At 70.7% G+C, this 22583-nt stretch carries 22 protein-coding genes; 6 read left to right on the plus strand and 16 right to left on the minus strand.

Annotation, left to right across the window (positions count from 1 at the left end; translation table 11 throughout):
- The first annotated feature begins 128 nt into the window (after window positions 1–128).
- Window positions 129–530 carry a hypothetical protein gene (locus BKK80_RS09560; RefSeq protein ID WP_071069215.1) on the plus strand — a complete coding sequence of 134 codons (402 nt, stop codon included), beginning with the start codon at window positions 129–131 and terminating at the stop codon, window positions 528–530.
- 36 nt (window positions 531–566) lie between these two features.
- Here the strand turns inward: BKK80_RS09560 and BKK80_RS09565 are convergent, their stop codons facing one another.
- The 8 genes from BKK80_RS09565 to BKK80_RS09600 form a co-directional block, all read right to left on the minus strand.
- Window positions 567–1799 carry a TIGR03364 family FAD-dependent oxidoreductase gene (locus BKK80_RS09565; protein ID WP_071012307.1) on the minus strand — a complete coding sequence of 411 codons (1233 nt, stop codon included), beginning with the start codon at window positions 1797–1799 and terminating at the stop codon, window positions 567–569.
- Window positions 1800–2825, minus strand: coding sequence for a putative 2-aminoethylphosphonate ABC transporter substrate-binding protein (locus BKK80_RS09570; protein WP_071012309.1), 1026 nt, complete (start codon window positions 2823–2825; stop codon window positions 1800–1802).
- 92 nt (window positions 2826–2917) lie between these two features.
- A complete protein-coding gene (gene phnX / locus BKK80_RS09575; RefSeq protein WP_071069216.1) occupies window positions 2918–3781 on the minus strand; it encodes a phosphonoacetaldehyde hydrolase in 864 nt (287 codons plus the stop codon).
- Between the two features lie 161 nt (window positions 3782–3942).
- Window positions 3943–5694 (minus strand): putative 2-aminoethylphosphonate ABC transporter permease subunit, encoded by a 1752-nt coding sequence (locus BKK80_RS09580; protein ID WP_071016264.1) that lies wholly within the window; start codon window positions 5692–5694, stop codon window positions 3943–3945.
- Window positions 5695–5701: 7 nt separating this feature from the next.
- Entirely contained in the window at window positions 5702–6790 is a 1089-nt protein-coding gene (locus BKK80_RS09585; RefSeq protein ID WP_071069219.1) for a putative 2-aminoethylphosphonate ABC transporter ATP-binding protein, read from the minus strand.
- A 179-nt stretch (window positions 6791–6969) separates the two neighbouring features.
- Window positions 6970–7836: a LysR family transcriptional regulator gene (locus BKK80_RS09590; RefSeq protein ID WP_071012314.1), complete on the minus strand. Its 867-nt coding sequence runs from the start codon at window positions 7834–7836 to the stop codon at window positions 6970–6972.
- Between the two features lie 99 nt (window positions 7837–7935).
- Complete coding sequence (locus tag BKK80_RS09595; RefSeq protein WP_071037127.1) at window positions 7936–8670, minus strand: YceH family protein; 735 nt, start codon at window positions 8668–8670, stop codon at window positions 7936–7938.
- Between the two features lie 151 nt (window positions 8671–8821).
- A complete protein-coding gene (locus tag BKK80_RS09600) occupies window positions 8822–9796 on the minus strand; it encodes an AraC family transcriptional regulator (RefSeq protein WP_084545531.1) in 975 nt (324 codons plus the stop codon).
- Between the two features lie 176 nt (window positions 9797–9972).
- On the opposite strand from BKK80_RS09600, the gene BKK80_RS09605 reads away from it, so the two are divergent.
- From BKK80_RS09605 to BKK80_RS09615, 3 genes are all read left to right on the plus strand, one after another.
- The gene (locus BKK80_RS09605) at window positions 9973–11199 is read left to right on the plus strand and encodes an FAD-dependent oxidoreductase (RefSeq protein ID WP_071037125.1); all 1227 of its coding nucleotides are present in this window, start codon (window positions 9973–9975) and stop codon (window positions 11197–11199) included.
- A gap of 21 nt (window positions 11200–11220) precedes the next feature.
- Window positions 11221–11628 (plus strand): hypothetical protein, encoded by a 408-nt coding sequence (locus tag BKK80_RS09610; RefSeq protein WP_071012320.1) that lies wholly within the window; start codon window positions 11221–11223, stop codon window positions 11626–11628.
- 123 nt (window positions 11629–11751) lie between these two features.
- On the plus strand, window positions 11752–12183 hold the full coding sequence (locus BKK80_RS09615; RefSeq protein ID WP_071012322.1) for a host attachment protein: 432 nt from the start codon (window positions 11752–11754) through the stop codon (window positions 12181–12183).
- Between the two features lie 98 nt (window positions 12184–12281).
- Here the strand turns inward: BKK80_RS09615 and BKK80_RS09620 are convergent, their stop codons facing one another.
- On the minus strand, window positions 12282–13325 hold the full coding sequence (locus tag BKK80_RS09620; protein ID WP_071069221.1) for an alpha/beta hydrolase: 1044 nt from the start codon (window positions 13323–13325) through the stop codon (window positions 12282–12284).
- 439 nt (window positions 13326–13764) lie between these two features.
- On the opposite strand from BKK80_RS09620, the gene BKK80_RS09625 reads away from it, so the two are divergent.
- Window positions 13765–14307, plus strand: a complete 543-nt coding sequence (locus BKK80_RS09625; protein ID WP_071012325.1) for a gamma carbonic anhydrase family protein — start codon at window positions 13765–13767, stop codon at window positions 14305–14307.
- 41 nt (window positions 14308–14348) lie between these two features.
- On the opposite strand, the gene BKK80_RS09630 is transcribed toward BKK80_RS09625, so the two are convergent.
- The 4 genes from BKK80_RS09630 to wrbA form a co-directional block, all read right to left on the minus strand.
- Window positions 14349–15452: a porin gene (locus BKK80_RS09630; protein WP_071012327.1), complete on the minus strand. Its 1104-nt coding sequence runs from the start codon at window positions 15450–15452 to the stop codon at window positions 14349–14351.
- A gap of 348 nt (window positions 15453–15800) precedes the next feature.
- Window positions 15801–17231 carry an FAD-binding oxidoreductase gene (locus BKK80_RS09635; protein ID WP_071037123.1) on the minus strand — a complete coding sequence of 477 codons (1431 nt, stop codon included), beginning with the start codon at window positions 17229–17231 and terminating at the stop codon, window positions 15801–15803.
- A 31-nt stretch (window positions 17232–17262) separates the two neighbouring features.
- Complete coding sequence (locus BKK80_RS09640) at window positions 17263–17661, minus strand: DUF2069 domain-containing protein (RefSeq protein ID WP_071069223.1); 399 nt, start codon at window positions 17659–17661, stop codon at window positions 17263–17265.
- Entirely contained in the window at window positions 17661–18263 is a 603-nt protein-coding gene (gene wrbA, locus BKK80_RS09645) for an NAD(P)H:quinone oxidoreductase (RefSeq protein WP_071012331.1), read from the minus strand. Before wrbA ends, BKK80_RS09640 begins: the two co-directional genes overlap by 1 nt.
- Window positions 18264–18476: 213 nt before the next feature.
- On the opposite strand from wrbA, the gene BKK80_RS09650 reads away from it, so the two are divergent.
- Window positions 18477–19829: a YihY family inner membrane protein gene (locus BKK80_RS09650; RefSeq protein WP_071037121.1), complete on the plus strand. Its 1353-nt coding sequence runs from the start codon at window positions 18477–18479 to the stop codon at window positions 19827–19829.
- A 34-nt stretch (window positions 19830–19863) separates the two neighbouring features.
- On the opposite strand, the gene BKK80_RS09655 is transcribed toward BKK80_RS09650, so the two are convergent.
- The 3 genes from BKK80_RS09655 to BKK80_RS09665 form a co-directional block, all read right to left on the minus strand.
- Window positions 19864–20181 carry an Mpo1-like protein gene (locus BKK80_RS09655; protein ID WP_071012335.1) on the minus strand — a complete coding sequence of 106 codons (318 nt, stop codon included), beginning with the start codon at window positions 20179–20181 and terminating at the stop codon, window positions 19864–19866.
- Between the two features lie 112 nt (window positions 20182–20293).
- Window positions 20294–21118, minus strand: a complete 825-nt coding sequence (locus tag BKK80_RS09660; RefSeq protein WP_071012337.1) for an alpha/beta fold hydrolase — start codon at window positions 21116–21118, stop codon at window positions 20294–20296.
- Window positions 21119–21128: 10 nt separating this feature from the next.
- Window positions 21129–22427, minus strand: coding sequence for an O-acetylhomoserine aminocarboxypropyltransferase (locus tag BKK80_RS09665; protein WP_071012339.1), 1299 nt, complete (start codon window positions 22425–22427; stop codon window positions 21129–21131).
- Window positions 22428–22583 lie beyond the last annotated feature (156 nt).

Raw genomic sequence — 22583 nt, forward strand, 5'->3', positions numbered from 1 at the left:
CCCCGAGGCGAAGCGGAGCCCGCCTCGATCCGGCGGCCAGCCGTCTCCAGCGCCCTGGCCGGCCGCGCGCCTGCCAGCCGCGCACCCAAAGCCAATAAAGCCCATCGAAGGCAACAGGAAGCGAAGCCATGGTAACCACCATCGAAGCCCTTTTCCCCGGCCACCAGCATGATGCCGACACGGTCGTCAGCGCCCTGAACCACCAGCAGATCGTTGTCGCGCTGTCGGCGCTGGTAGCGCCGCAGCGCGTCGCGATCCTGCACATGCTGTACCCGCGCAGCGACGCGCGCACGCACCGCAGCCTCGATGCGCTGGTGAACGTGCTGCACGGGCACGGCCTGCACCAGGTCGCCACGCTGATCGAACAGGAAGCCCATTACCTGGTGTTCCGCGACCCGGTCAAGGCATGGAAGGCCTTCCAGGAAATCCGCCACGACTCGCTGGCGATCGGCGTGCACCTCTACTACAAGGGCCATTCGGGCGAGGCCGCCGAGCGCGAACTCGACGCCGACGCGCACCGCAAGGCCTGAGGTCCCGGGGGCGCGCCGGCGCCGCGGCGTGCCGGCTCAGGCCGCGGTGGCTGCCTGGTGCAAGCCGGGCCGGGCCGGCGGCGTCCAGGCCGGCAGCGCGCTGCCGTCGAGCAAAGCGTCGACGTGGCGGCGCGCCAGCGCCGGGCCGACGCTCATGCCGATGCCGCTGTGCATCAGTGCGGCGGTGGTGCGAGCGTCGACGCGTGTCACCGAGAAGGCGCCGCCCTCGGGCACGCGGCGCTTGGCGCCGTACACGCCCTGCCAGCGCTCGATCACGCGCAGTCCGGAGCCCAGCGCCTCGCGCGCCAGGTCGAGCATCAGGGTATCGACGCTCTCGGCGTTGAATGGGCGCGCGTCCTGCCCGTAGTCGTGCGAATCGCCGACGATCCAGTCGCCGTAGGGCGTGGGGCTGACCAGCAGGTGGATGCCGTGGCGCTCCAGCTCGGGCCGCTGCTGCGCGATGCGCGTGGCCAGCGCGCGTGCCGAGGTGAGGTCCGAGAAGGCGCCGTAGTGCGTGCATGACAGCCCGGTCAGTACCACGTGCTCGAGCGCGAAGCCGTCCAGCGGCGCCACGCGCAGCATCTGCAGCCGGCATACCTGCGGCTGCAGCGCGCGCAACTGGTCGGCGCACAGGGTCTGGTAGTCGTGGCCGCTGCAGACGATGACGTGCTGCGCGCGGCAGGGGCCGGCCGTGGTGTCGAGACGGCCATCCTCCACGTGGCGCACCAGCGTGCCGAAGTGAAAGCGCACGCCCTGGCCGGCCAGCCATCGGGCCAGCGCCGGCACGGCCTCGCGCGAATAGAGCTGCAGGTCTTCCGTGCCTTGCAGGGCTGCATGATGGCGCGCGAAGCGGCCATCGTAGAGCCCGGACAGCGCGGCGCCGCGCAGCAGGCGCACGCGATAGCCGAAGGCGGCGGCCCGGGTGTCCATGAACTCCTCCAGCACCGCCTCTTCCTGCGCATCGCGGGCGAACAGCAGGCAGCCGTTGGCGCGCACCGACAGGCCGGCGCGCTCGGCCCAGCCGAGATAGAGCGCGCGGCTCTCGCGCGCCAGGTCCAGCATGATGCCGGGCGGCTGCCCGGTCACCAGCATCTGGCCGAAATTGCGGATGGAGGCGCCCACCGCGATGTCGCTGCGTTCGAACACGGTCACGCGCAGGCCGCGGCGGAGCGCCGCGGCTGCGTGTGCCAGTCCGAGGATGCCGGCACCGACGATGGCGACATCGGTCTCGCCATCGAGGCGCGGCGAGGTATCGGACGGCACCATCATTTACTTCTTCTCCGACTTGCCATCGTAGCGCTTGGACCATTCGGCCAGCACGCGGTCGCGGTTGGCGCTGGCCCAGGCGAAATCGTTCTTGATCAGGCGCTTCTCATAGTCGGCCGGCAGCAGCGCGTCCGGCTTGGCGACGCCGGGCATGGCGGTCACGGCGAAGTTCTTCTCGTACAGGGCCATGGCGGCGGGGCTGGCGGAGAAGTCGGCGAGCTTCCTGGCGGCGTCGAGGTTCTTGGTGCCCTTGACGATGGCGGTGGCTTCGATGTCCCAGCCCAGGCCTTCGGACGGCAGCACGATGTCGATCGGCGCGCCTTCCTTCTTGGTCTTCACCGCGCGGTACTCGAAGGAGATGCCGATGGGGAACTCGCCGGTGGCGGCCATCTTGCAGGGCTTGGAGCCGGAGTGGGTGTACTGGCCGATGTTCTGGTGCAGGGCGTCCATGTAGGCCCAGCCCTTCTGCTCGCCCATCATCTGCAGCCAGGCGCTCACGTCGAGGTAGCCGGTGCCCGACGAAGCCGGATTCGGCATGACGATCTTGCCGGCATAGACGGGCTTGGCCAGGTCGGCCCAGGAGGTCGGCCTGGGCAGCTTCTGCTTCTGCGCTTCCACGGTGTTGAAGCAGATCGCCGCGCCCCAGACGTCCATGCCGACCCAGGCCGGCGGGTTGGCGCCGCTGCGGTAGCGGGCGTCGATCTGCGCCAGCGAGGCCGGCGCGTACGGCGTCAGCATGCCTTCCTTGTCGAGGATGGCCAGGCTCGAGGCGGCCAGGCCCCAGATGGCGTCGGCGTGCGGATTGTTCTTCTCGGCCAGCAGCTTGGCGGTGACGATGCCGGTGGAGTCGCGCACCCACTTGATCTCGATATCGGGGTTGGCCTTCTCGAAGGCGGCCTTGTAGGCGGCCACCTGGTCGGCTTCCAGCGCGGTGTAGACGGTCAGCGTGGTGGCGGCCTGGGCGGGGCCGGCCAGCAGCGTGGCGGCGGCCGCGGCGATGGCGGCCGGCAGGGCGAAGCGAGCGGTCATGGAGTTTCTCCTGGTTCGGATACGGCTAAGGATGAGACGGATGGAATGGGCAAGACGGTCGGCAGGTGCGGCGCAGGCGCGCGGCGGGCGCCTCACTGGCACTGCGGCCGTTCGCCGCGTGCCAGGCGCGCATTGATATCGGCCACCACGGCGGGCAGGTCGGCGATGGTGTCGATCTCGTAGTGCGGGCGGCAGGCGGCGAAGCCGGCCGAGATGGCCACGCGGTGGCGGGCGCGCTCGGTCACGGGCAGCGCGGCGTACTGTTCGTAGGTCAGCCCCAGCGCATTGCCCGACATCAGCAGCGCCACCGTCCACATGCCGGCACGGCGGCCTTCTTCGATGCCCGGCACGGTGTCGTCGACCTTGACGCAGGCGGCGACGTCGCCGATGCCGAGCTCGACCACGTTGCGCAAGGCCTGCGCGGGCCAGGGACGGCCGCGCGGCACCTCGTCGGAGGCGACCACGCAGTCGGGGCGGTAGCCGGCCTCGGCGGCATACTCGACGACGCGCGCCATCACGGCGGCGGGGTAGCCGGAGCAGGTGCCGATCTTCAGGCCCTGCGCGCGCAGCGCGGCGATGGTTTCCTGCGCGCCGGGAATCAGTGCCGAATGCGCGCCGACCTTCTCGATCTGCAGCGGCATGAAGCGTTCGTAGATGGCGGTGACGTCGTCATTGGTCGGGGCATGCCCCTGTGCCAGGGCGAAGCGCGCGGCGATGGCGGCATCGTTGCACAGGGCGCGGATGTGGTCCCACTTGCCCATGCCCATCGGGCCGCGTGCCTCTTCGAGAGTGATGGCCACGCCGAACTCGGCAAAGGCTTCGACGAAGATCTGCGTCGGCGCGAAGGAGCCGAAATCGATCACGGTGCCGGCCCAGTCGAGGATGGCGGCTTCCAGGCGCAGGGCCGTGGCGGGTGCGGCTTCGCGGCGCGCGATCGGGGTGCTTGCTTGTTCCATGGTCGGTGCGTTGTCTCAGGCAGTGTCCTGGCGGACGGTCAGTCGTGGTGGTGTGGCTATCGTCTTGTGGCGGAGGCCGGGTTGCGGCGCGCTCCTGTCTTGCCCGGCGGCCGCCGCACGGGCATGGAGGTGCCCCGGCAGCCCGCGGTGGGTTCACTGCCTCAGTCGCGCGGCGCGCTGCGCCAGGCCTGCGTGCGCCGCACCAGGCGGTGCGTCAGCAGCGACAGCAGCAGCGTGGCGGCGATCGAGGTCAGCAGGATCAGCGTGGACATGGCGGCGGCCGGGCCGATATCGCCGGCGTCGTCCATATTGAGCACGGCCACCGAGGCCAGCACGGTGTCCGGGCTGTACAGGAAGATCACCGCCGACACCGTCGTCATGGCCGAGACGAACAGGTAGCGGGCGTTGGCCAGCACCGTCGGCAGGCAGATCGGCAGGGTGACGCGCCAGAAAGTGCGCAGCGCGCCGACCTTGAGCGAGGCCGATACGGCTTCGAAGACCGGGTCGAGCTGGCCCAGCGCCGAGACCGAGGTCAGGTGCGCGGTGGTGGCGCAGTGCATGATGGTGCAGAGCACCAGCAGCGCCATGCCACCGTACAGACCATGCAGCGGGTTGGCCGGGTGGTTGAAGAAGAACACGTAGCCGAGGCCGAGCACCAGCCCGGGCACCGCCATCGGCAGCAGGATGCACAGGCGGATCAAGGGGTGCGTCCAGGCCGCCAGGCGGCCGGCGCGGGTCTTTTCCAGCAGCCAGGCGCCGGTGAAGATCAGCGCGGTGCCGAACACAGCGGTCAGCGTGGCCAGCTTCAGGCTGTTGCGGTAGGCCAGCCAGCCGCCTCCGTCCATATTGTCGAAATCATAGTTGCGCAGCGTCAGCTCCAGGTTGTAGGGCCACAGCTTGACCAGCGAGGCGCCCACGGCGGTGGCCAGGATCAGCAGGATCCAGCCGGCCACCAGCAGCGCCAGCAGCAGGAAGGCGGCGTCGCGCAGGCGGTTGGCGCGTGGCGCATAGGGCTGGGCGCGGCTGGCCATCTGCGCATGCTGGCGCCGCTGTACCAGCCGCTCCAGTCCGAAGGCGAGCACGGCGGGCAGCAGCAGCAGCAGGCCGATCACCGCGCCGCGCGCGAACTGCTGCTGGCCGACCACGGCCTTGTAGGCTTCCACCGCCAGCACCTGGTAGCTGCCGCCCACCACGGTGGGCACGCCGAAGTCGGTGGCGACCAGCGTGAAGACCAGGGCGAAGGCGCCGAACAGGCCATAGCGTGCGCCGGGCAGCGTGACCGTGCGGAAAGTGCGCCACGGCCCGGCGCCCATGGCGCGGGCGGCGTCGTAGAGACGGCCGTCGGCCAGCGCCAGGGTGGCCAGCAACGGCATCAGGGCATAGGGGAAGGTGTAGAACGCCTCGCCGGCGACGATGCCCCAGAAGCCGTAGATGCTGCCGCCCACCCAGTCCTTGAACAGGCCCTGGTTGCCGAACAGGTAGACCAGCGCGATGCCCGGCAGCAGCGAGGGTGCGAACAGCGGCAGCATGGCCAGCGCGCGCAGCACGCCGCGCAGCGGCAGGCGCGTGCGCTGCATCGCATAGGCGAAGGCGAAGGCCAGCGGTACCACGATGGCCGCCACGGTGGCGGCCACGGCCAGGCTGCGCCCCACCATCGGCAGGAAATTGGCGTCGCCGAGCACGTGCGCCACCAGCGCCAGCCCGTGTTCGCCGCCACGCGCGGTGGTCACCAGGCCGGTGGCCTGCAGCAGCATCGCGGCCAGCGGCAGCAGCAGGCCGAGCAGCAGCAGCGCCAGCCAGGCCAGCTTCATGCTGCCCAGCACGGCGCCTTCGCCGGGCGCGCGGCCGCGGCGGGTGGCGGGAGCGGCGGCAGCCGGCGTGGCGGCCCTCAGTTCACGCGGGATCGTCGACATGGCCGCCTCACGCATAGACGCGCAGGCCGTCGCGCTGCAGCGCGATCCAGAGCTTGCCGCCGCCGGCCGGCAGCGCTGCCGAAGGGACTTCGGCAACCACCGGGGTGTCTTCGAGGCCATCCAGCGCCAGCGTGACGCGGCTGCGGCTGCCCAGGTAGAGCTGGTCGGTGATGCGCGCCAGGTGCCGGTTGGGCATGCCTTCGGGGGCATTCAGGGTGACGGCTTCGGGGCGGCAGAACAGGCGCGCGCGGCCGCGCGGCGCGGCCTGGGCGGGGCACAGTTGCAGCGGCTGGCCGGCCAGGCGCAGCGAACCGTCGCCGGCATGCTCCAGCGGCAGCCAGTTGGCCTGGCCGACGAAGCCCGCGACGAAGGCGGTGGCCGGGGCGGCGTAGATGTCCTGCGGCGCGCCGGTCTGCTCGATGCGGCCATTCGACATCACCGCGATGCGATCGGCCATGGCCATGGCCTCGTCCTGGTCATGCGTGACCATCACCGTGGTGACGTTCAGCTTGCGCTGCAGCCGCCGCAGTTCCACGCGCAGGTGCTCGCGTACCTGCGCGTCGAGCGCCGACATCGGCTCATCGAGCAGCAGCAGGGACGGCGCCGGGGCCAGCGCGCGGGCCAGCGCCACGCGCTGCTGCTGGCCGCCGGACAGTTGCGCGGGGTACTTCTCTTCGCTGCCCGCCAGGCCGACCAGGGCCAGCATCTCGGCGACGCGCGCGCGCAGCCGGGCACGGTCGGTGTTGCGCGAATCCAGTCCATAGGCGACGTTCTGCGCCACCGTCAGGTTGGGAAAGAGGGCGTAGGACTGGAACACGATGCCGTAGTCGCGCTCGCGCGGCGGCGCTTGCGTGATGTCGCGGCCGCCGGCCAGGATCTGCCCGCCGTCGCAGTCCTCCAGGCCGGCCACGATGCGCAGCAGGGTCGTCTTGCCGCAGCCCGAAGGGCCGAGCAGGCAGACGAATTCACCTTGCGCCACGTCCAGCGAAACCCCGTCGAGCGCGGTGAAGGCGCCGAAGCGGCGCGAGATGCCGCGCACGGACAGGAAGGCGGGGCTGGCGGTGCCGGCTTGGGGGGCGTTGGGGGGCTGGGACATCGGCGCAAGCGTGGTGGTTGACGCCTTGCACTGTAGCCAGCCGACATGTAGGCACCGTGGCAGTTATCGCAAAAACGCCGATGCGGTCATTGCTGGTTTTGCGATGGGCCACCGCGGCGGGTGGCGGGCACGGGTGGCGCAAGCCCCGCCGGCGGGTGGCGGACGGCCGAGCCGATGGTCTATCGGGCGAACGTCCGCACCAGGGCCAGGAAGGCGGCGATCAGGCGCGCCTCGCGCCGGTCCTGCAGGCAATAGAGGTATTCGCTGAGTTCGGGCGTGGCGCCGGCGAAGGGGATCACGCGCAGCTCGGGATGGTCCGGTACCTCGTGGCGGGCGATCACGCTGACGCCGAGGTCGCGCAGGATGGCTTCGCGGATGGCCTCGCGGCTGCCGATCTCGAGCGTGGCGCGGGCGCTGACGCCGGCCTGCGCGAGCATGGTCTCGGTCATCGCGCGGGTGATCGAGCCCGCTTCGCGGACCAGCAGGCGGCAGTCCGCCAGCGCCTGCAGCGGCAGGCTGGCGCGGCCGGCCAGGGGGTGGCGGCGGTGTACCACCAGCACCAGCGGGTCGCGCGCCAGTTCGAGGCGCAGGAAGCGCGCGTCGTCGGCACGGTGCGACGACAGGGCCACGTCGACGCGGTACTCCTGCAGCGCCTCGAGCATCTGCACCGAATTGCCGGTCTCGATGCTGACCTCGATGCCCGGGTGGCTGCGGCAGAAGCGGTCGACGATGTCGAGCACGTAGTAGGGCGCGGTGGCGCCGATGCGCAGGTGGCCCGAGCCGAGGTCGCCGGAATTGCGCAGCATGAAGTCGATCTCGGTCTCCTGGCGCACCAGTTCGTCGACCAGGGGCATCAGGCGCACGCCGGCATCCGACAGGGCCAGGCGGCGCCCGCCGCGATGGAACAGCTCGACGCCGTAGGCCTCTTCCAGCGCGCGGACCTGCGAGGTGACGGTCGGCTGGCTCAGGCCGAGCTGCTTGGCCGCCAGCGTGATGCTGCCGAGGCGGGCGACCATGAAGAACGATTTGAGTTGGGCGACGAGCATCGGGGGTGGGCGGTGGGCGCGCCAGGCAGGGCCGGCGGTGCAGCGGCGCTCATTCTAGCCGAGCGGCCGAGCGCCGCGGCAACCGGCCGCCGGCCAGGCTCACAGCTGGGTGGTGTCGACGGCGATGCCCAGCTCGCCAGCCATGCGCTCGATCAGTGCCTGCAGGCGTTCCACCTTGTCGCTCAGCGCCTCGTGTTCGGCGCGCAGCGCGGCGAACTCGGCCATGGGGACGCCGCCGGCGGTGCCGGCGAGGGCATCGTCGTTCGCGCCGCGGCCGACGGCGTCCGCCGCCGCCATGGCGTCGATGGCGACCTCGCCGCACAGCAGGTGCGTCCAGCGGTGTTCGCGTTCCCCCGGCATGCGCGGCAGCTTGACCACGCGCGCCGGTTCGCCGTCGGCCAGTTCGTCGAGAAAGGCTTCGACCGAGGACGTGTCGGCGAAGCCATGCAGGCGGGCGGTATTCAAGCGCAGTTCGGCGGCCGTCTGCGGGCCGCGCAGCATCAGTACCGCGAGGATGGCGGCCGACTGGCTGGGAATACCGAGCACGCGGCCCATATTGTGTTCGAAGCGGGTCACGCGGCTGCTGCTGCCTTCCATGGCCAGGCTCAATTGCTTGAGGCCCTCGATGGCTTGCAGCACCTCGGTCTCGCTGACATTCATGACCGGCGCGCGCGCGGTCTTCTGGTTGCAGCCGGCGGTGAGCGCGTTCAGGGACAGCGGATAGGTGTCTGGCACGGTGTGCTGCTTCTCCAGCAGCACGGCCAGCACGCGTGCCTCCAGGGGCGTCAGCGGCCGCATGGCCGGGCGGGCGGTGGATGGGGCTTCGGTTTGCATGGTCGGTTCCGCGGGTTGCTCGCCTCGCCCGCAGCGCGCGCATGCCGCGCCGCGCTCCGGGAGAGGCATGTTGGAGCCGGCGGGCGCAGCGCCACGACTGCGCGGGGCCGGCCGGCGAGCGACATGATAGCCGCGATTGCCGGGCGCGGGCCTAAAGCGGCTCCCGGCGGCGCGAGAAGTAGCGCGCGGGAGAGTCGCCGAAGGCCTTGCGGAACATGGCGATGAAGTTGCTCGGAGTGGCGTAGCCGAGCGCTTCGGCCACGTCGTTGACGGCATCGCCGCCCGCCAGGCGTTCGAGCGCCAAGGTCAGGCGTGCCTGCTGGCGCCATTGCTGCAGGCTCATGCCGGTCTCGGCCAGGAACAGGCGCCGCAGCGTGCGCTCGGACAGCCCCGCCTCGCCGGCCAGCGACGCCAGCGTGCGCGCGTCGGCCGGCTGCGCCAGCAGCGCCGTGGCAACGCGCAGCAGCCTGCGGTCGGACGGCATCGGCAGGTGCAGCGGTTCGTGCGGCGCCAGGCGCATCTCGTCGAGCAGCACCGCCACCACCCGCTCCTGTTCCGGCAGCAGGTGCTCCGCCTGCGACCACGAGGTGGCCCGGCGCACCAGCGCGCGCAACAGCTCGCTGACGCCGAGCACGCGGGGCTCCGGCGGCAGTCCGCCGCTGGCGGCCGGCGTCAGCATCACGCCCCAGCCGCTCAGCGCGCCGCTGATGCTGACCTTGTGCTCGATGCCGGGCGGCAGCCAGCCGGCACGGTGCGGCGGCAGGATCCAGGAGCCGTGCCGGGTGCGCACGTGCACCAGCCCGTTCTCGATGCAGAAGAACTGGCCGCGCAGGTGCCGGTGCCAGCCGTATTCGCGCGTGCCGAGGCGGAACTCGCTCTGCGCGGCTTCCGAGCCCCAGAAGGCGACCAGCGCGGGGCCGTCGGCGCGGTCGCTCAGGTCGCGCAGGGCGAGGACGGTCTCGCTCTCCGCCGGCGTGGCCAGGAGCGTGGCCCGGAGCGGCTGGCGAGGCTTCCCGTGGTCACCGCCGCGCCGCTTGTCCGGAGCGCCGTGCGCCTTGGCATTGGTGTCGTCGGATGCCTGGACGGATGCCTGGTCCTGTCCTTTGCGGCCTGTCGTGCGTGGCATTTCCCGTGGCATCTCCTGCAGGGTGGGGATAGGCCGCCGCGCGAGGCTTTCCCCGGGTTGGCCGAATTGCATTAATTATCGTCCGAATATCGTTATCGCGGAAAGGCGCGGCCGGGCTACCTTTGTCGGCACGGCGCTGCGGCATGGGCCGCCGCCGGTCACAGGAAGAATCCACGATGAAGGGTCTACACGTTTCCATCATCGGCGCGGGCCTCGGCGGCCTGTGCCTGGCCCAGGGCCTGCAGCGCGCGGGCATCGCCTTCGACGTCTTCGAGCGCGATGCGCGGCCGGACAGCCGCGCCCAGGGCTACCGTATCCGCATCGATGCCGACGGGCAGCGCGCGCTGTCGGCGTGCCTGCCGCCCGGCCTGGACGTGCTGTTCCGGCACAGCTGTGCCGTCGCCGCCAGCGCGGGGAGTTTCTTCGACACCGGCTTGAGGCCGACGCGTGGCAGGCCGGCGCCCGGCTGGCGGCGCACGGTGGACGAGGCCGGCGCGCCTGCCGGTGGCGACCTCAGCGCGCACCGGCAGACGCTGCGCGAGATCCTGCTGTGCGGCATCGAGAGCCGGGTGCATTTCGGCAAGTCCTACCTGCGCCACGCGCCGATGGGGCAAGGCGGCCTGCGGGTGGCGTTCGACGATGGCACGGCGCTGGCCACCAGCGTGCTGGTCGGCGCGGATGGCGTGCATTCCCCGGTCCGCGCGCAACTGGCGCCGGCGGCCGCGCCGGAGGACACCGGCGCCGTCTGCTTCTACGGCCGCAGTGCCGCCATGCCAGCGCTGCGGCGCGATGCCGGCGCGGCCGGCGAGGCGTTGTGCCAGGGCACCTCGGTGATTTTCGCCGATGGCTTTGCCGCCATCCTCGACCCCATGCGTTTCCGCGAGCCGCTGCCGCAACTGGCCGCGCGCCTGGCACCGGGTTGCCGGCTCGGCGCGGTCGAGGACTACTTCTATTGGGCCGTGATCGGCCCGCGGGCGCGCGTCGGACCGGCCGATGCCGAAGCGACGCCGGCACGGCGCTTCGCGCAGGTGGCCGGACTGGTCGCCGACTGGCATCCGGCGCTGCGGACGGTGTTCGATCAGACCGACCCGCGCAGTATCGCCATGCTGCCCGTGCGCAGCGCGCGCCAGCCCGCCCTCTGGCCGGCCGGGGAGGCAACCCTGCTCGGTGACGCGGCGCATGCGATGTCGCCGGCTGGCGGAGTCGGAGCCAATACGGCGCTGCAGGATGCCGCGGAGCTCGCCGCATGCCTGGCTGCGGTGGCAGGTGGCTATCAAGCCCTGCCGGCGGCGCTGGGGCGGTACGAGGCGGGCATGCGCGAGCGCGCGGCGGCTGCGCTGGAGGCCTCGGCCGCGGCGGCGGCACGCCTCGCCGCTGCCATGGATGCCGCGGACGCGGCTTGAAGAAGCAGAAGGAGCAATGCCATGACCCAGGTATTCGAGCACGCCACACCGTTTACCGTTCACGATATCGCCGCGTTCCCGCTGGTCTGGACCCGGCGCGAGGCCGTCCGCCCGGGCTACGCCGCGCAGTGGGAGCGGGAGATGGACGAGCTGCTGCGGCAGCAGTTTCCCTTCGTGATCCTGATGCCGGAGCGCCAGGCCGAAGAGGAGCATGCGGACCGCAAGGTACGTGCGCTCTGGCTCAAGCGCAACAAGGAGGCGCTTGCCCGCCTCTGCAAGGCGGTGATCGCCGTCGAGCCGGATGCGCTCAAGCGCGTGGCCCTGAATGCACAGGCAGCGCTGGCGGTGAAGGCCTTCGGCGTACCGATGGCGATCGCGCCGTCGGCGCAGGCAGCGCAGGAACTGGCCAGGGAGCGGCTGGCCGGCTAGCCGCTCCGCCTGGCCGGCACACCGGCGCGGCCGCGGTCTACGCGGATGGCGAAGCCTGGCACGCCGACTGCCGGCAGCACCTATGCTGGTGGCAGTGGCTACGCCCACGTGAAGGAGAGACCGATGACGACGATCTGGACAGTGGTTGCGGACGGCAGCCGGGCACGGGTGTTCCAGAGCAACGGCCGTTCCCGCGATTTCGAGGAGATCCAGGATCTGCTGAATCCGCTCGGCAGGGCCCGCGACAGCCAGTTGCGGACCGATGCGCAGGGGCGCTTCGCTGGCAAGGGGGAGCCCTCGCATTCGATGTCGCCGCGTACCGATCCGGCGGCCAAGGAACATGAACTGTTCGCGCGCTGGCTTGGGCGCTTCCTCGACGAGGCGCGCATGGCCCGCCGCTTCGACAAGCTGCGGCTGGCGGCCGCGCCGCGTTTCCTGGGGCGCCTGCGTGTGCACCTGGGCAAGCAGGTGCGCGGCATGGTGATGGAGGAGATTCCCGGCGGACTGTGCAAGCTGGCCGCACCCGAGGTGCGCAGCCGCCTGGCCAGGCGCTGACCGGTGCCGCGCGCCCCGCCGGGGGCGCGTTCCGGTGGCCTGCCTGCACGCGCTGGGCCGTGAGCGCCGTGAGCGCCGTGAGCGCGGCGGCGCCGGTGCTAGTAGGCGCGCTCGCCGATGGGGGCGGGGGCCTGGCTGGCGCTGGCAGGCATCGGCCTGGTCGCGGCGTCGAGCTTTGCCACCGCGGCGACGACGGCCGCGCGCGCTTGCGCATCCAGCGTCAGGCCGATGTGCCCGCTGCCTGGCACCAGCGTGACGGGGATGTCGGGCCGTCCGGCTTCGGCGAAGACCTGGGCGAAGCGGGCGGCCAGGAAGACCTCGTCGTCCACGCCGGCCAGCACCGCGGCCGGTTCGCGGATGGCGCGGATATCGTCCTGGTAGGCTTCGTCGGGCTGGAAATTCGTCACCAGGGCATAGGAATAGGTGCCGACCAGCCCGGCAGCGGATGCATTGCCGACGGCGAAGGCCACCACCGGCAAGTGGTTGTAGCGCGTGACGCCGATGCGGTTGAGCAGGGTCAGCGCGACCACGCGCGGCACGCCGACCGCCACCCAGCCGCCGGCATTGGGCCGGAAGCTGGCGGCGCGGCGGCTGGTGTAGGGGGCCAGGAACAGGTAATTGTCGAACAGCGCCTGGCGCGCTCCGCCGGCCACGCGGATGGCAAAGCCGCCGCCCGAGGAGAAGCCCGCCAGCGTGCTCGGGCGCGGCGGGCGCACGCTGCCCGTGAAGTCCTGCAGGTCGTCGTCGAGCTGGCCGATGTAGGCGATGTCACCGTGCGGGCCCGAGTCGCCGTGGCCGCGGATATCCAGTGCGTAGACGGCGAAGCCCGCTCCGGCGAGGCTTTGCGCCAGCGGATGCACGCTCTGGCTGTTGGCCGATGAGCCGTGCACCAGCACCACGCTGCCGCGCGCGGCAGCGCCGCCCGCCGGCGCATAGCGGCGGTAGGCCAGTTGCGTGCCGTCGCGCGCCGCATAGTGCGACAGCGGCGGCAGCGCGCTGTAATCGACATTGCGGAAAGGGTTGCTGATGCTCAGCATCGGCTGCGGCCGCGTGGGGCCGCCGAAGGCGATGGCGGCCGCCAGCGCGACGAGCAGCAGCACGGCGCAGGCCGCGCAGGCCGAGAGGACGGTTCGCAGGTTCACAGGTGGCTTCTTGGTCCAGTTGCTGCGTCTGACAAGCGAAGAACGGCCGCGGAGAACGGCGGGCGAACAACGGCGCACGAACAACGGCGCACGAACAACGTGGCCTGCAGCCAGCTGCACGCGCAGGCCAGCCTCGGACACTAGGCGCTTTCGCTCGTTCAGGCAATAGGTGCCTGCCCGGGCGGCTGGTCCATTGCGTCAGAGAAGGCGCACCGGAGCGGCGCCGCCTCCAGGTCGCAGGCCAGGTGCAACGCACAGCCATGGCACGGCCATGGCGGGCCTTTGCAACGACGCATACGGACGGCCCGGAGGCGCGGTCCGATCGGGGGTGCCTTTCGAATGCGCCGTGGACTAGAATCCTGGGTCCGGCGCCAATCCCGGCCGCGGCGGCATCCGGCCACCGGCCACTGCGCGCCCGGCTTCAACCCAGGCATCGAACGTGACCCTCCGCAGCTTCCAAGGCAAGACCCCGCAACTCGGCGACCGTGTGTTCGTCGACGCCAGCGCCGTCGTGATCGGCGACGTCGAGATCGGCAGCGACAGTTCCGTGTGGCCGCTGGTGACGATCCGCGGCGACATGCACCGCATCCGCATCGGCGCACGTACCAGCATCCAGGATGGCAGCGTCCTGCATATCACCCACGCCGGCCCGTTCAACGCGGACGGCTTTCCGCTCACCATCGGCGACGAGGTGACCGTGGGCCACAAGGTACTGCTGCATGGCTGCACCATCGGCAGCCGCATCCTGGTGGGCATGGGTTCCATCGTGATGGACGGCGCCGTGATCGAGGACGAGGTCATCCTCGGCGCCGGCAGCGTGGTGCCGCCCGGCAAGGTGCTGGCGAGCGGACATCTCTACGTCGGCAGTCCCGCCCGCCAGGTACGCGCGCTGACCGACAAGGAGCGCAGCTTCTTCAGCTATACCGCGGGCAACTACGTGAAGCTGCAGGCGCAGCACCGGGCCGAAGCAGACCAGGCCTGAGGCCGGGCGGCGCCGTGGGTGCCGCCCGGGTATCGCCGTGCTCAGAACTTGTGGCGGATGCCGACTACCGCGCCGACCTGGTTGCGCTTGGCCGTGCCGTCGATGAAGGGGGCCGGCGCGCCATACAGGCTGTCGCCGCCGTTGACACCGAGGTTGGAGGCGACGCCCTGGCCGGCGTCGGCGCGGTTCCAGGCGAGCGCGACGTTCACGTAGGCATCGGTGCGCTTGGACAGCGCATAGTCCGCCGAGGCGACGAAGAGCCAGGGGTCGGCGCGCGTGTCGCGGAAGTCCTGGTAGTAGGCCGCGCCCTTCAGCGACAGCGCCGGCGTGGCTTGCAGGCCCAGGCCCGCCCACCACAAGTTGGCGCGCGAGTGGGGTGTCCCGGCCTGCAGCATGGCCCAGCGGTAGCCTGCGAAAGCCTTGACCGGGCCGATGGCGTAGCTGCCGGCGATTGCGGCGCGCTGTACCTTGACGTCGCGGCCGAGCGATTTATCGGTGGACGGCAAGCGCTGGTCGTAGATGGCGCCGACGCTGAACGGCCCGTCGGCGTAGCCGAGGCCGAAGGCATACTCACGGCCCAGGCGCGAGTCGCCCGGGCGCTCGCCCTCGTCGCCGTAGCCGAAGCTATACAGGGCCGATGCCGTCAGGCCGCCGAAGCTGCCGGTGTACTTGATGGCGTTATTGGCGCGGCCGGCCATGCCGCGATCCTGCGACAGCATGGAATAGCGCGCCGACAGCGCCATCGGGTCGTAGGTGATGCCGAAATCGTAGACCGGCGTCTGCTGGCGTCCCAGCGTCAGGCTGCCGAACTCGCCCTGCAGGCCGACCAGGGCCTGGCGGTCGAACAGGCGCGAGCCACCGCTGGTGCTGCCGGTATCGAGGTGGAAGCCGCTCTCCAGCGTGAAGACCGCCTTCAGGCCCTGGCCCAGGTCCTCGACGCCGCGCAGGCCCCAGCGCGAGCCGGACAGGTTGCCCGACGACATGCGCACGGTGCGACCGTCGGCGCCGGGAGCATGCCCCTGCGACGCACGGTTGAGGGCTTCGATGCCGACGTCGGCGACGCCGTAGAGCGTCACGCTCGATTGGGCATGCAGCGTGCCCGAGGCCAGCAGGGCGGCCGACGCGGCGATCAGTCTGAGCTTCATGGTTTTTTCCTCCGTTCCTGTGTTTTCACAAGCACTCCTTGTGGACCGAGGATTATCGAAGGTCAAAAATATCCGCTCAATTCCTGCGCTGCCTGGTGTTGCTGGTCTGTTTTTCGTGGGAGATTAATATTTTTCTTATAAATCAATGGCTTGATTTATTTTTAATGAAAATTAGGAAAATAAACTTCCGAAAATAGAATATTCCCAACCGGCGCTGGGTCGCGCTGGGATAATCGGCATGTCCGGCATGGTCCGGCGTGCATGCCGGCGCCTCGAGGGCGTGTGCGGCCCCGGGTGGGACGCGCGTTCCCGCCTGGGGGGGGGGCCAGCGAGGGAGCCGTGCCGCGCCTACAGCACCTTGCCCGGGTTCATCAGCCCGAGCGGATCCAGCGCCTGCTTGATGGCGCGCATCATGGCCAGCTCGACCTCGCTCTTGTAGCGCTGGTTTTCCTCGCGCTTGAGCTGGCCCAGCCCGTGCTCCGCCGAGATCGAGCCGCGGTGCGCATGCACGCTGTCGTGCACGATCTGGTTGACCGCTGCCTGGTTGGCGAGGAAGGCGTCGTGGTCGGTGCCTGCGGGTGGCGAGACGTTGTAGTGCAGGTTGCCGTCGCCGAGATGGCCGAACGTGACCATGCGCGCGCCCGGGAAGGCCTGCTGCAGCAGCGCGTCGGTGGCCTCGATGAAGTCGGCGATGCGCGAGATCGGCACGGCGATGTCGTGCTTGATGTTCTTGCCTTCCTCCACCTGGGCCAGCGGAATGTGCTCGCGCAGGTTCCAGAAGTCGCGCGACTGCTGCACCGATTCGGCCACGGCGGCGTCCTGGACCACGCCGGCCTCCAGCGCGGCCTGCATCATGGTCTCGAAGATCTGGCGCGCATGGTCCTCGCTTTCGCTGTCGGAGAGCTCCAGCAGCACCAGCTGGGGATAGGGCTGCACGAAGGGATAGCGCAGCTGCGGGAAGTGGCGCGTCACCAGCGTCATGCACAGCGCCGACATCAGCTCGAACCCGGTCAGCATGGCGCCGGCATGGGCCTGGGCGATGGCCAGCAGCGCCAGCGCCGCGCGCGGGCTGTCCACTGCCGCCAGCGCGGTGACGCGCGCGCGCGGCAGCGGATAGAGCTTCATCACGGCGGCGGTGATGATGCCCAGCGTGCCTTCGGCGCCGATGAAGAGGTCACGCAGGTCGTAGCCGGTATTGTCCTTGCGCAGGCCGCGCAGGCCGTCCCACAGTTCGCCGGACGGGGTCACCACTTCCAGCCCCAGGCACAGTTCGCGCGTGTTGCCGTAGCGCAGCACCGCGGTGCCGCCGGCATTGGTGCCGAGGTTGCCGCCGATGGTGCAGCTGCCTTCCGCCGCCAGGCTCAGCGGGAACAGGCGGCCGTGCTCGCGCGCCACTTCCTGCAGGTGCTGCAGCACCACGCCGGCCTCGACCGTGATGGTGTTGTTGAGCGGATCGACCTGGCGCACGCGCTTGAGCCGCTGCAGCGAGATCACCACCACCGGCCGTTCGCCGGCCGCGGCCGGGGTGGCACCGCCGCACAGGCCGGTGTTGCCGCCCTGGGGCACCATGGCCACGCGGTGCGCGTGGCAGGCATGCACCACCGTGGCCACTTCCTCGGCGCTGCCCGGGCGCAGCACGGCGAGCGCCTCGCCGGTGTAGCGCCGGCGCCAGTCGGTCAGGTAGGGCGCCAGGTCGTCGGCAGTGGTCAGCACGTGCTGCGGCCCGATGGCGGCGCGGCACAGGTCGAGGAAGGAGTCGGGGCGGAAGGCGGTGGACATGGTGTCTGCAGGGTCGGGGATGGGCCGGGAGTCAGCGGCCGCGCGCGCTGGCGCGGGCACGTTGCTTGAACGGGCGCAGGTAGAGGATGGTGCTGACGAAGCACAGCAGGACCAGGGCCACCTCGATCCAGGCGTAGGTGGCGGACGGCTGGCGGTCGCTGGTGGCGCGCACGATGCCTTCGGTGAAGTAGAGCAGGATCAGCATCGACGACCACTGCATGGTGTAGCGGTCGCGGCGCAGCACCCCGCGCAGCGGCAGCAGCAGTGGCAGGCACTTCAGGACCAGCCATGAGCCGCCCGGGCGCAGCGGCGCCAGCAGCCATTCCCAGCCGACGCACAGCAGCAGCAGGGCAACGAGGCTGCCCGCCGACAGGGCGTGCAGTGCCGGATTGTGCAGGCGGGTGTCGTCGGTGAAGGGGGCGGCCGCCATCAGCGCACTCCCGCGTCGAGCCGCAGCGCCGTCTGCGCCAGGCGGCGCCCGAGCGCGCGCGCCAGCGCGCTTTCGTCCTCGGTGACCGGGCCGCTGTTGTCGACGTGGGCGTAGTGGCTGGCGCCATAGGGCGTGCCGCCGGAGCGCGTGGTCATCAGCGCGCTCTCGGAATAGGGCAGGCCGAGCAGCAGCATGCCGTGGTGCAGCAGCGGCAGCATCATGGACAGCAGCGTGCTTTCCTGTCCGCCATGCAGGCTGCCGGTCGAGGTGAAGACGCAGGCCGGCTTGCCGGCCAGGGCGCCGGACAGCCATTGCGCCACGGTGCCATCGAGGAAGTACTTCATCGGCGCGGCCATATTGCCGAAGCGGGTGGGGCTGCCGAGCGCCAGGCCGGCGCATTCCTCCAGGTCACGCAGCTCGGCGTAGGGCGGGCCGTTGCCGGGGATGTCGGGGGCAGTGGCTTCGCTGACGGTGGAGACCGGCGGCACGGTGCGCAGCCGCGCATGGGCGCCGGGCACGCTGTCGATGCCGCTGGCGATCAGTTCGGCCAGCCGGCGCGTGCTGCCGTGGCGGCTGTAGTACAGGACAAGGATTTCGGTCATCGGGGAGCGGAGCGGGCAGATGGTGTCGGGCTCTGGTCGTGCTTGGGTCGCGCCTGGGTCGCGCCTGGGCCGGCTCTGGCCGGGCTGGTGCCGGGCACGCAGCAGGCCGGTCCGCTGCGGGCGGGCCGGCAATAGCGGTTATTATAGATGTGGCCCCGGCGCCAGCTCCGGCTGCGCCGGGCCATCGTCATCGAAGCTGGAGCCGTGCCCCCAATGTCCTCCGTCCGCCTGAACCGCCTGCGCCGCGGCTGGAACCTGCAGAAGCTGCGCGCGCTGCTGCGCTATGTGCTGCGCCGCGCCGGCGAAGACAAGCTGCCGCAGGTTGCCTCGAGCCTCACCTTCACCACCTTCCTGTCGGTGGTGCCGGTGCTGACCGTGGCCTTCGCCCTGCTGGCCGCCTTTCCCGTGTTCCGCGACTTCCGCGCGCAGATCGAGGCCTTCCTGTTCCAGAACCTGATTCCGGGCAATGTCAGCAATTCGATCTCGAGCTACCTGGGGCAGTTCTCCCGCAGCGCGCGCGGGCTGACCGCGATGGGCCTGGGCGGCCTGATGGTGACCGCTGTGCTGACCATGCTGACGGTGGAGAACGCGCTCAACGCCATCTGGCGCGTGCGCCGGCCGCGCCCGCTGGCGCAGCGCGTGCTGGTGTACTGGGCGACGCTGACCTTCGGGCCGGTGCTGATCGGCGCCAGCCTGTCGATCAGTTCCTACCTGATCTCGGTCTCGGCCGGCTACGTCGGCACCATGCCGTTCGGCGTCGGCCTGCTGGTCAGCATGGTGCCGGTGCTGCTGTCGGCGCTGGCCTTCGCCTTCCTCTACACCACGGTGCCCAATGCCTACGTGGACTGGCGCGACGCCATCGTCGCCGGGCTGGTGGCGGCGCTGGCCTTCGAACTGGCCAAGCGCGGCTTCGGCTACTTCATCACCCATATCCCGACCTATACGGTGGTCTACGGCACCTTCGCCGCGCTGCCGATCTTCCTGCTGTGGATCTACCTGAGCTGGCTGGTGACCTTGCTGGGCGCCACCATCGCCGCCAACCTGCCGGTGATCCGCCAGGGCCACTGGCGCCGGCGCAGCTTCGCCGGCAGCGAGTTCTTCGACGCGCTCGGCGTGCTCTACCTGTTGTACAAGGCGCGCGACGAGGTGCCGCGCAGCGTGGGCGAACTCGACCTGGGCCGCAAGCTGCGGGTGGAGGCCGACTACCTGGCGGCACTGCTGGGCAAGCTCAAGGCCATGCACCTGGTGGGCCGGCTGCAGCAGGAAAGAGGGCAGGCGCACTGGGCCTTGCTGTGCGATCCGAGCCAGGTGGCGCTGCGCACGCTGCACAGCCGACTGGTGCTCAACCTGCCGCGCCTGGCGCGCACCGCGCTGGCGCAGCAGCTGCAGGGCGGCGATGAGTTGAAGGCCATGCTCGACAATCCGCAGCTCGACCGCTCGCTGGAATCGGTCTTCCGCCAGGCGGAATATCCGGCCGGCGGCGGGGATGGCGGCAGCGAAGACCAGGGCAAGGGGCGCCGCCGCACCTTGGAGGTGGTGCCGCCGGGCTGGCACGGCCAGGTCTGAGTCCGTGCCGCGGGCGGCGGCCCGCCGCGCGCGCTCAGAAGGGGAGGCGGCCGCGCAGGATGTCGGCGTACATCACCCAATCGCCCATCAGGCTGTAGAGCGGGTGGCGGAAGGTGGCCGGGCGGTTCTTCTCGAAGGCGAAGTGCCCGACCCAGGCGAAGGCATAGCCGGACACCACGGCGCCAGCGAGCCACCAGGCATTGCCGCTGGCGACCAGCGCGGCCAGGCACAGCAGCGCCACCGTGGAGCCGGCGAAATGCAGGCGGCGGCAGGTGCGGTTGCGGTGCTCGTTCAGGTAGAAGGGGTAGAAGGCGGCGAAGCTGTCGAATTCGCGCGTGGATGCCGGGCGCATGGCGGTCTCCTGTTTTCGTTGGAATACATCCGGAAAACAGTGTAGCGCGCCGCCGCGCGCCGGGCATGCTGCGGCGCGGACCGGGCGGCCCGCGCCGGGCAGGGGGCGGGCTTCAGCCGGCCGCCATCGCGCGGCGCGCGAACGCGGCCAGCGCGTCCAGCACTTCGTCGGGCTTCTCGCCCATCAGCGCGTGGCCGCACGGCACCGTGACCACGCTGGCGGCGGTCATCCTGGCCGCCAGCGCCTGGGCTGCCCTGGGCGAGGTCATCAGGTCCTTGCTGCCGCACACGAACAGCACCGGGCAACGCACCGCCGCCGCCGCTTCGTCGCCGTGGGCATAGGCGTTGCAGGCCGAGAAGTCGGTGTGGAAGACGTGGGCGCCAGGATTGCGCTGGGCCACCCGCTCCATCAGGCGCTGGTTGCCGCCGTGCATCCACGAGCCCGGGCCGGGCGAGGAGGGCTTGTTGGCCAGGCTGGACAGCGACCAGTTGTTGACCATGGCGATGGCCTGGTCCTCACGCTCCAGCGCGGCCTGCAGCAGCGCGTCGGAGACCTTCATCGGATAGGCGGTCGCCAGCAGCGCGGCCCCGCGTACCGAGTCGGGGTGGCGCGCCGCGCATTCCAGCGCGATCAGCGAGCCCATGCTGTGCCCGAACACGAGTACAGGGCCCTGCACGCCGGCGGCGCGGGCCAGGTCCATGACCCAGTCGGCCATGGCCTCGACGGTGGCGAGCGGTTCGCCTTCGCTGCGGTTGTGGCCGGGCAGGTCGACGGCGAGCACCGAGAAGCCGTGGTGGGCGAACCAGCGCGATTGCAGGGCCCAGACGCTGTGGTCGTTCTGCGCGCCGTGCACGAAGATGGCACAGGGCAGGGTGGGGTCGAAGGGTTTGCCGCCGGTGTAGGCGTAGGCCTTGCGGCCGGAAACGGTCAGTTCCATCAGGCTGTCCTCACTTGCCGCTCATGGATTTCTCGGCGGCCTTGAGGCCGCGCTTGAGGTCGTCGATCAGGTCGTCCGGGTCTTCCAGGCCCACCGACAGGCGGATGGTGCCTTCGCCGATGCCGGCCGATTGCAGCGCCGCCGCGTCCATGCGGAAGTGGGTGGTCGAGGCCGGGTGGATCACCAGCGAGCGGGCGTCGCCCACGTTGGCCAGGTGGGAGAACAGCGTCAGGCTCTCGATGAAGCGCTGGCCCGCCACGCGGTTGCCCTTCAGGTTGAAGCTGAACACCGCGCCGCAGCCGCGCGGCAGCAGGCGTTTGGCCAGTTCGTAGTCGGGGTGGGATTCCAGCTCGGGATAGGCCACCGACTCGACCATCGGGTGCGACACCAGGAACTGCACCACGCGGCGCGCATTGTCGATATGCCGCTGCATGCGCAGCGGCAGCGTCTCGATGCCCTGCAGCAGCTGCCATGCCGCCATCGGGTTCATGCAGGCGCCGAAGTCGCGCAGGCCCTCGCGGCGCGCGCGCAGCAGGAAGGGCGCCACCGTGCTTTCCTCGGTGAACACCATGTTGTGGAAGCCCTCGTAGGGCTCCGACAGCTCGGGGAAACGCCCCGAGGCCTGGAAGTCGAAGGTGCCGCCCTCCACCAGCACGCCGCCGATGGTGGTGCCGTGGCCACCCAGGAACTTGGTGGCCGAATGGTAGAGCAGGCCGGCGCCATGGTCGAAGGGCTTGAGCAGGTAGGGGGTGGTGAAGGTCGAGTCGACCAGCAGCGGGATCTTGTGCTCCTGGCCGAGCTGGGCCAGCGTCGGGATGTCGAGCACGTCCAGGCCGGGGTTGCCGAGCGTCTCGCCGAACAGCAGGCGGGTCTCCGGGCGGATGGCCGCGCGCCAGGCGTCGATGTCGCGCGCCTTGACGAAGGTGGTCTCGATGCCGAAGCGGCGCAGCGTGTAGTGCAGCAGGTTGTGCGAGCCGCCGTACAGCGCGCTGGAGGCGACGATATGGGAGCCCGCTCCCATCAGGGTGGCGACCGCCAGGTGCAGCGCGGCCTGGCCGGAAGCCACGCCGATCGCGCCGACGCCGTTCTCCAGTGCCGCCACGCGCTCCTCGAATACCGCCACGGTGGGGTTGGAGATGCGCGAATAGACGTGGCCGGCCCGTTCCATATTGAACAGCGAGGCCGCGTGCTCGCTGTCGCGGAACACGAAGGACGTGCTCAGGTGGATCGGGGTGGCGCGCGCCCCGGTGGCGGGATCGGGCGCGGCGCCGGCATGCAGCGCCAAGGTGTCGAAGCGGGTTCCGGACATGATGAGGCAGGCTGAAGTGGATTCCGGCGTGCATCGTAGCATCGCGCGCGCGCCGCCGGCACCCCCCGCAGGCGCCTCTCCGGGCGCCCGGAAAGGCGCCTGTGCTTTACTTCGGCGGCCCGTTTCGGCTAGGATCGGGCGCATGAGGTTGTGCAG

The organism is Cupriavidus malaysiensis (assembly GCF_001854325.1).
Lineage (GTDB): Bacteria > Pseudomonadota > Gammaproteobacteria > Burkholderiales > Burkholderiaceae > Cupriavidus > Cupriavidus malaysiensis.

Bases quoted from the DNA above. Each gene is read 5' to 3' on its own strand.
- BKK80_RS09655 (WP_071012335.1), bottom strand. From the start codon at position 20,181: ATGCGCCCGGCATCCACGCGCGAATTCGACAGCTTCGCCGCCTTCTAC.
- BKK80_RS09595 (WP_071037127.1), bottom strand. From the start codon at position 8,670: ATGCAAACCGAAGCCCCATCCACCGCCCGCCCGGCCATGCGGCCGCTG.
- BKK80_RS09660 (WP_071012337.1), bottom strand. From the start codon at position 21,118: ATGGAACTGACCGTTTCCGGCCGCAAGGCCTACGCCTACACCGGCGGC.
- BKK80_RS09635 (WP_071037123.1), bottom strand. From the start codon at position 17,231: ATGTCCACCGCCTTCCGCCCCGACTCCTTCCTCGACCTGTGCCGCGCC.
- BKK80_RS09605 (WP_071037125.1), top strand. From the start codon at position 9,973: ATGAAGGGTCTACACGTTTCCATCATCGGCGCGGGCCTCGGCGGCCTG.
- BKK80_RS09665 (WP_071012339.1), bottom strand. From the start codon at position 22,427: ATGTCCGGAACCCGCTTCGACACCTTGGCGCTGCATGCCGGCGCCGCG.
- BKK80_RS09615 (WP_071012322.1), top strand. From the start codon at position 11,752: ATGACGACGATCTGGACAGTGGTTGCGGACGGCAGCCGGGCACGGGTG.
- BKK80_RS09630 (WP_071012327.1), bottom strand. From the start codon at position 15,452: ATGAAGCTCAGACTGATCGCCGCGTCGGCCGCCCTGCTGGCCTCGGGC.
- BKK80_RS09585 (WP_071069219.1), bottom strand. From the start codon at position 6,790: ATGTCCCAGCCCCCCAACGCCCCCCAAGCCGGCACCGCCAGCCCCGCC.
- BKK80_RS09580 (WP_071016264.1), bottom strand. From the start codon at position 5,694: ATGTCGACGATCCCGCGTGAACTGAGGGCCGCCACGCCGGCTGCCGCC.
- BKK80_RS09570 (WP_071012309.1), bottom strand. From the start codon at position 2,825: ATGACCGCTCGCTTCGCCCTGCCGGCCGCCATCGCCGCGGCCGCCGCC.
- BKK80_RS09610 (WP_071012320.1), top strand. From the start codon at position 11,221: ATGACCCAGGTATTCGAGCACGCCACACCGTTTACCGTTCACGATATC.
- BKK80_RS09650 (WP_071037121.1), top strand. From the start codon at position 18,477: ATGTCCTCCGTCCGCCTGAACCGCCTGCGCCGCGGCTGGAACCTGCAG.
- phnX (WP_071069216.1), bottom strand. From the start codon at position 3,781: ATGGAACAAGCAAGCACCCCGATCGCGCGCCGCGAAGCCGCACCCGCC.
- BKK80_RS09600 (WP_084545531.1), bottom strand. From the start codon at position 9,796: ATGCCACGCACGACAGGCCGCAAAGGACAGGACCAGGCATCCGTCCAG.
- BKK80_RS09560 (WP_071069215.1), top strand. From the start codon at position 129: ATGGTAACCACCATCGAAGCCCTTTTCCCCGGCCACCAGCATGATGCC.
- BKK80_RS09640 (WP_071069223.1), bottom strand. From the start codon at position 17,661: ATGGCGGCCGCCCCCTTCACCGACGACACCCGCCTGCACAATCCGGCA.
- BKK80_RS09565 (WP_071012307.1), bottom strand. From the start codon at position 1,799: ATGATGGTGCCGTCCGATACCTCGCCGCGCCTCGATGGCGAGACCGAT.
- BKK80_RS09590 (WP_071012314.1), bottom strand. From the start codon at position 7,836: ATGCTCGTCGCCCAACTCAAATCGTTCTTCATGGTCGCCCGCCTCGGC.
- wrbA (WP_071012331.1), bottom strand. From the start codon at position 18,263: ATGACCGAAATCCTTGTCCTGTACTACAGCCGCCACGGCAGCACGCGC.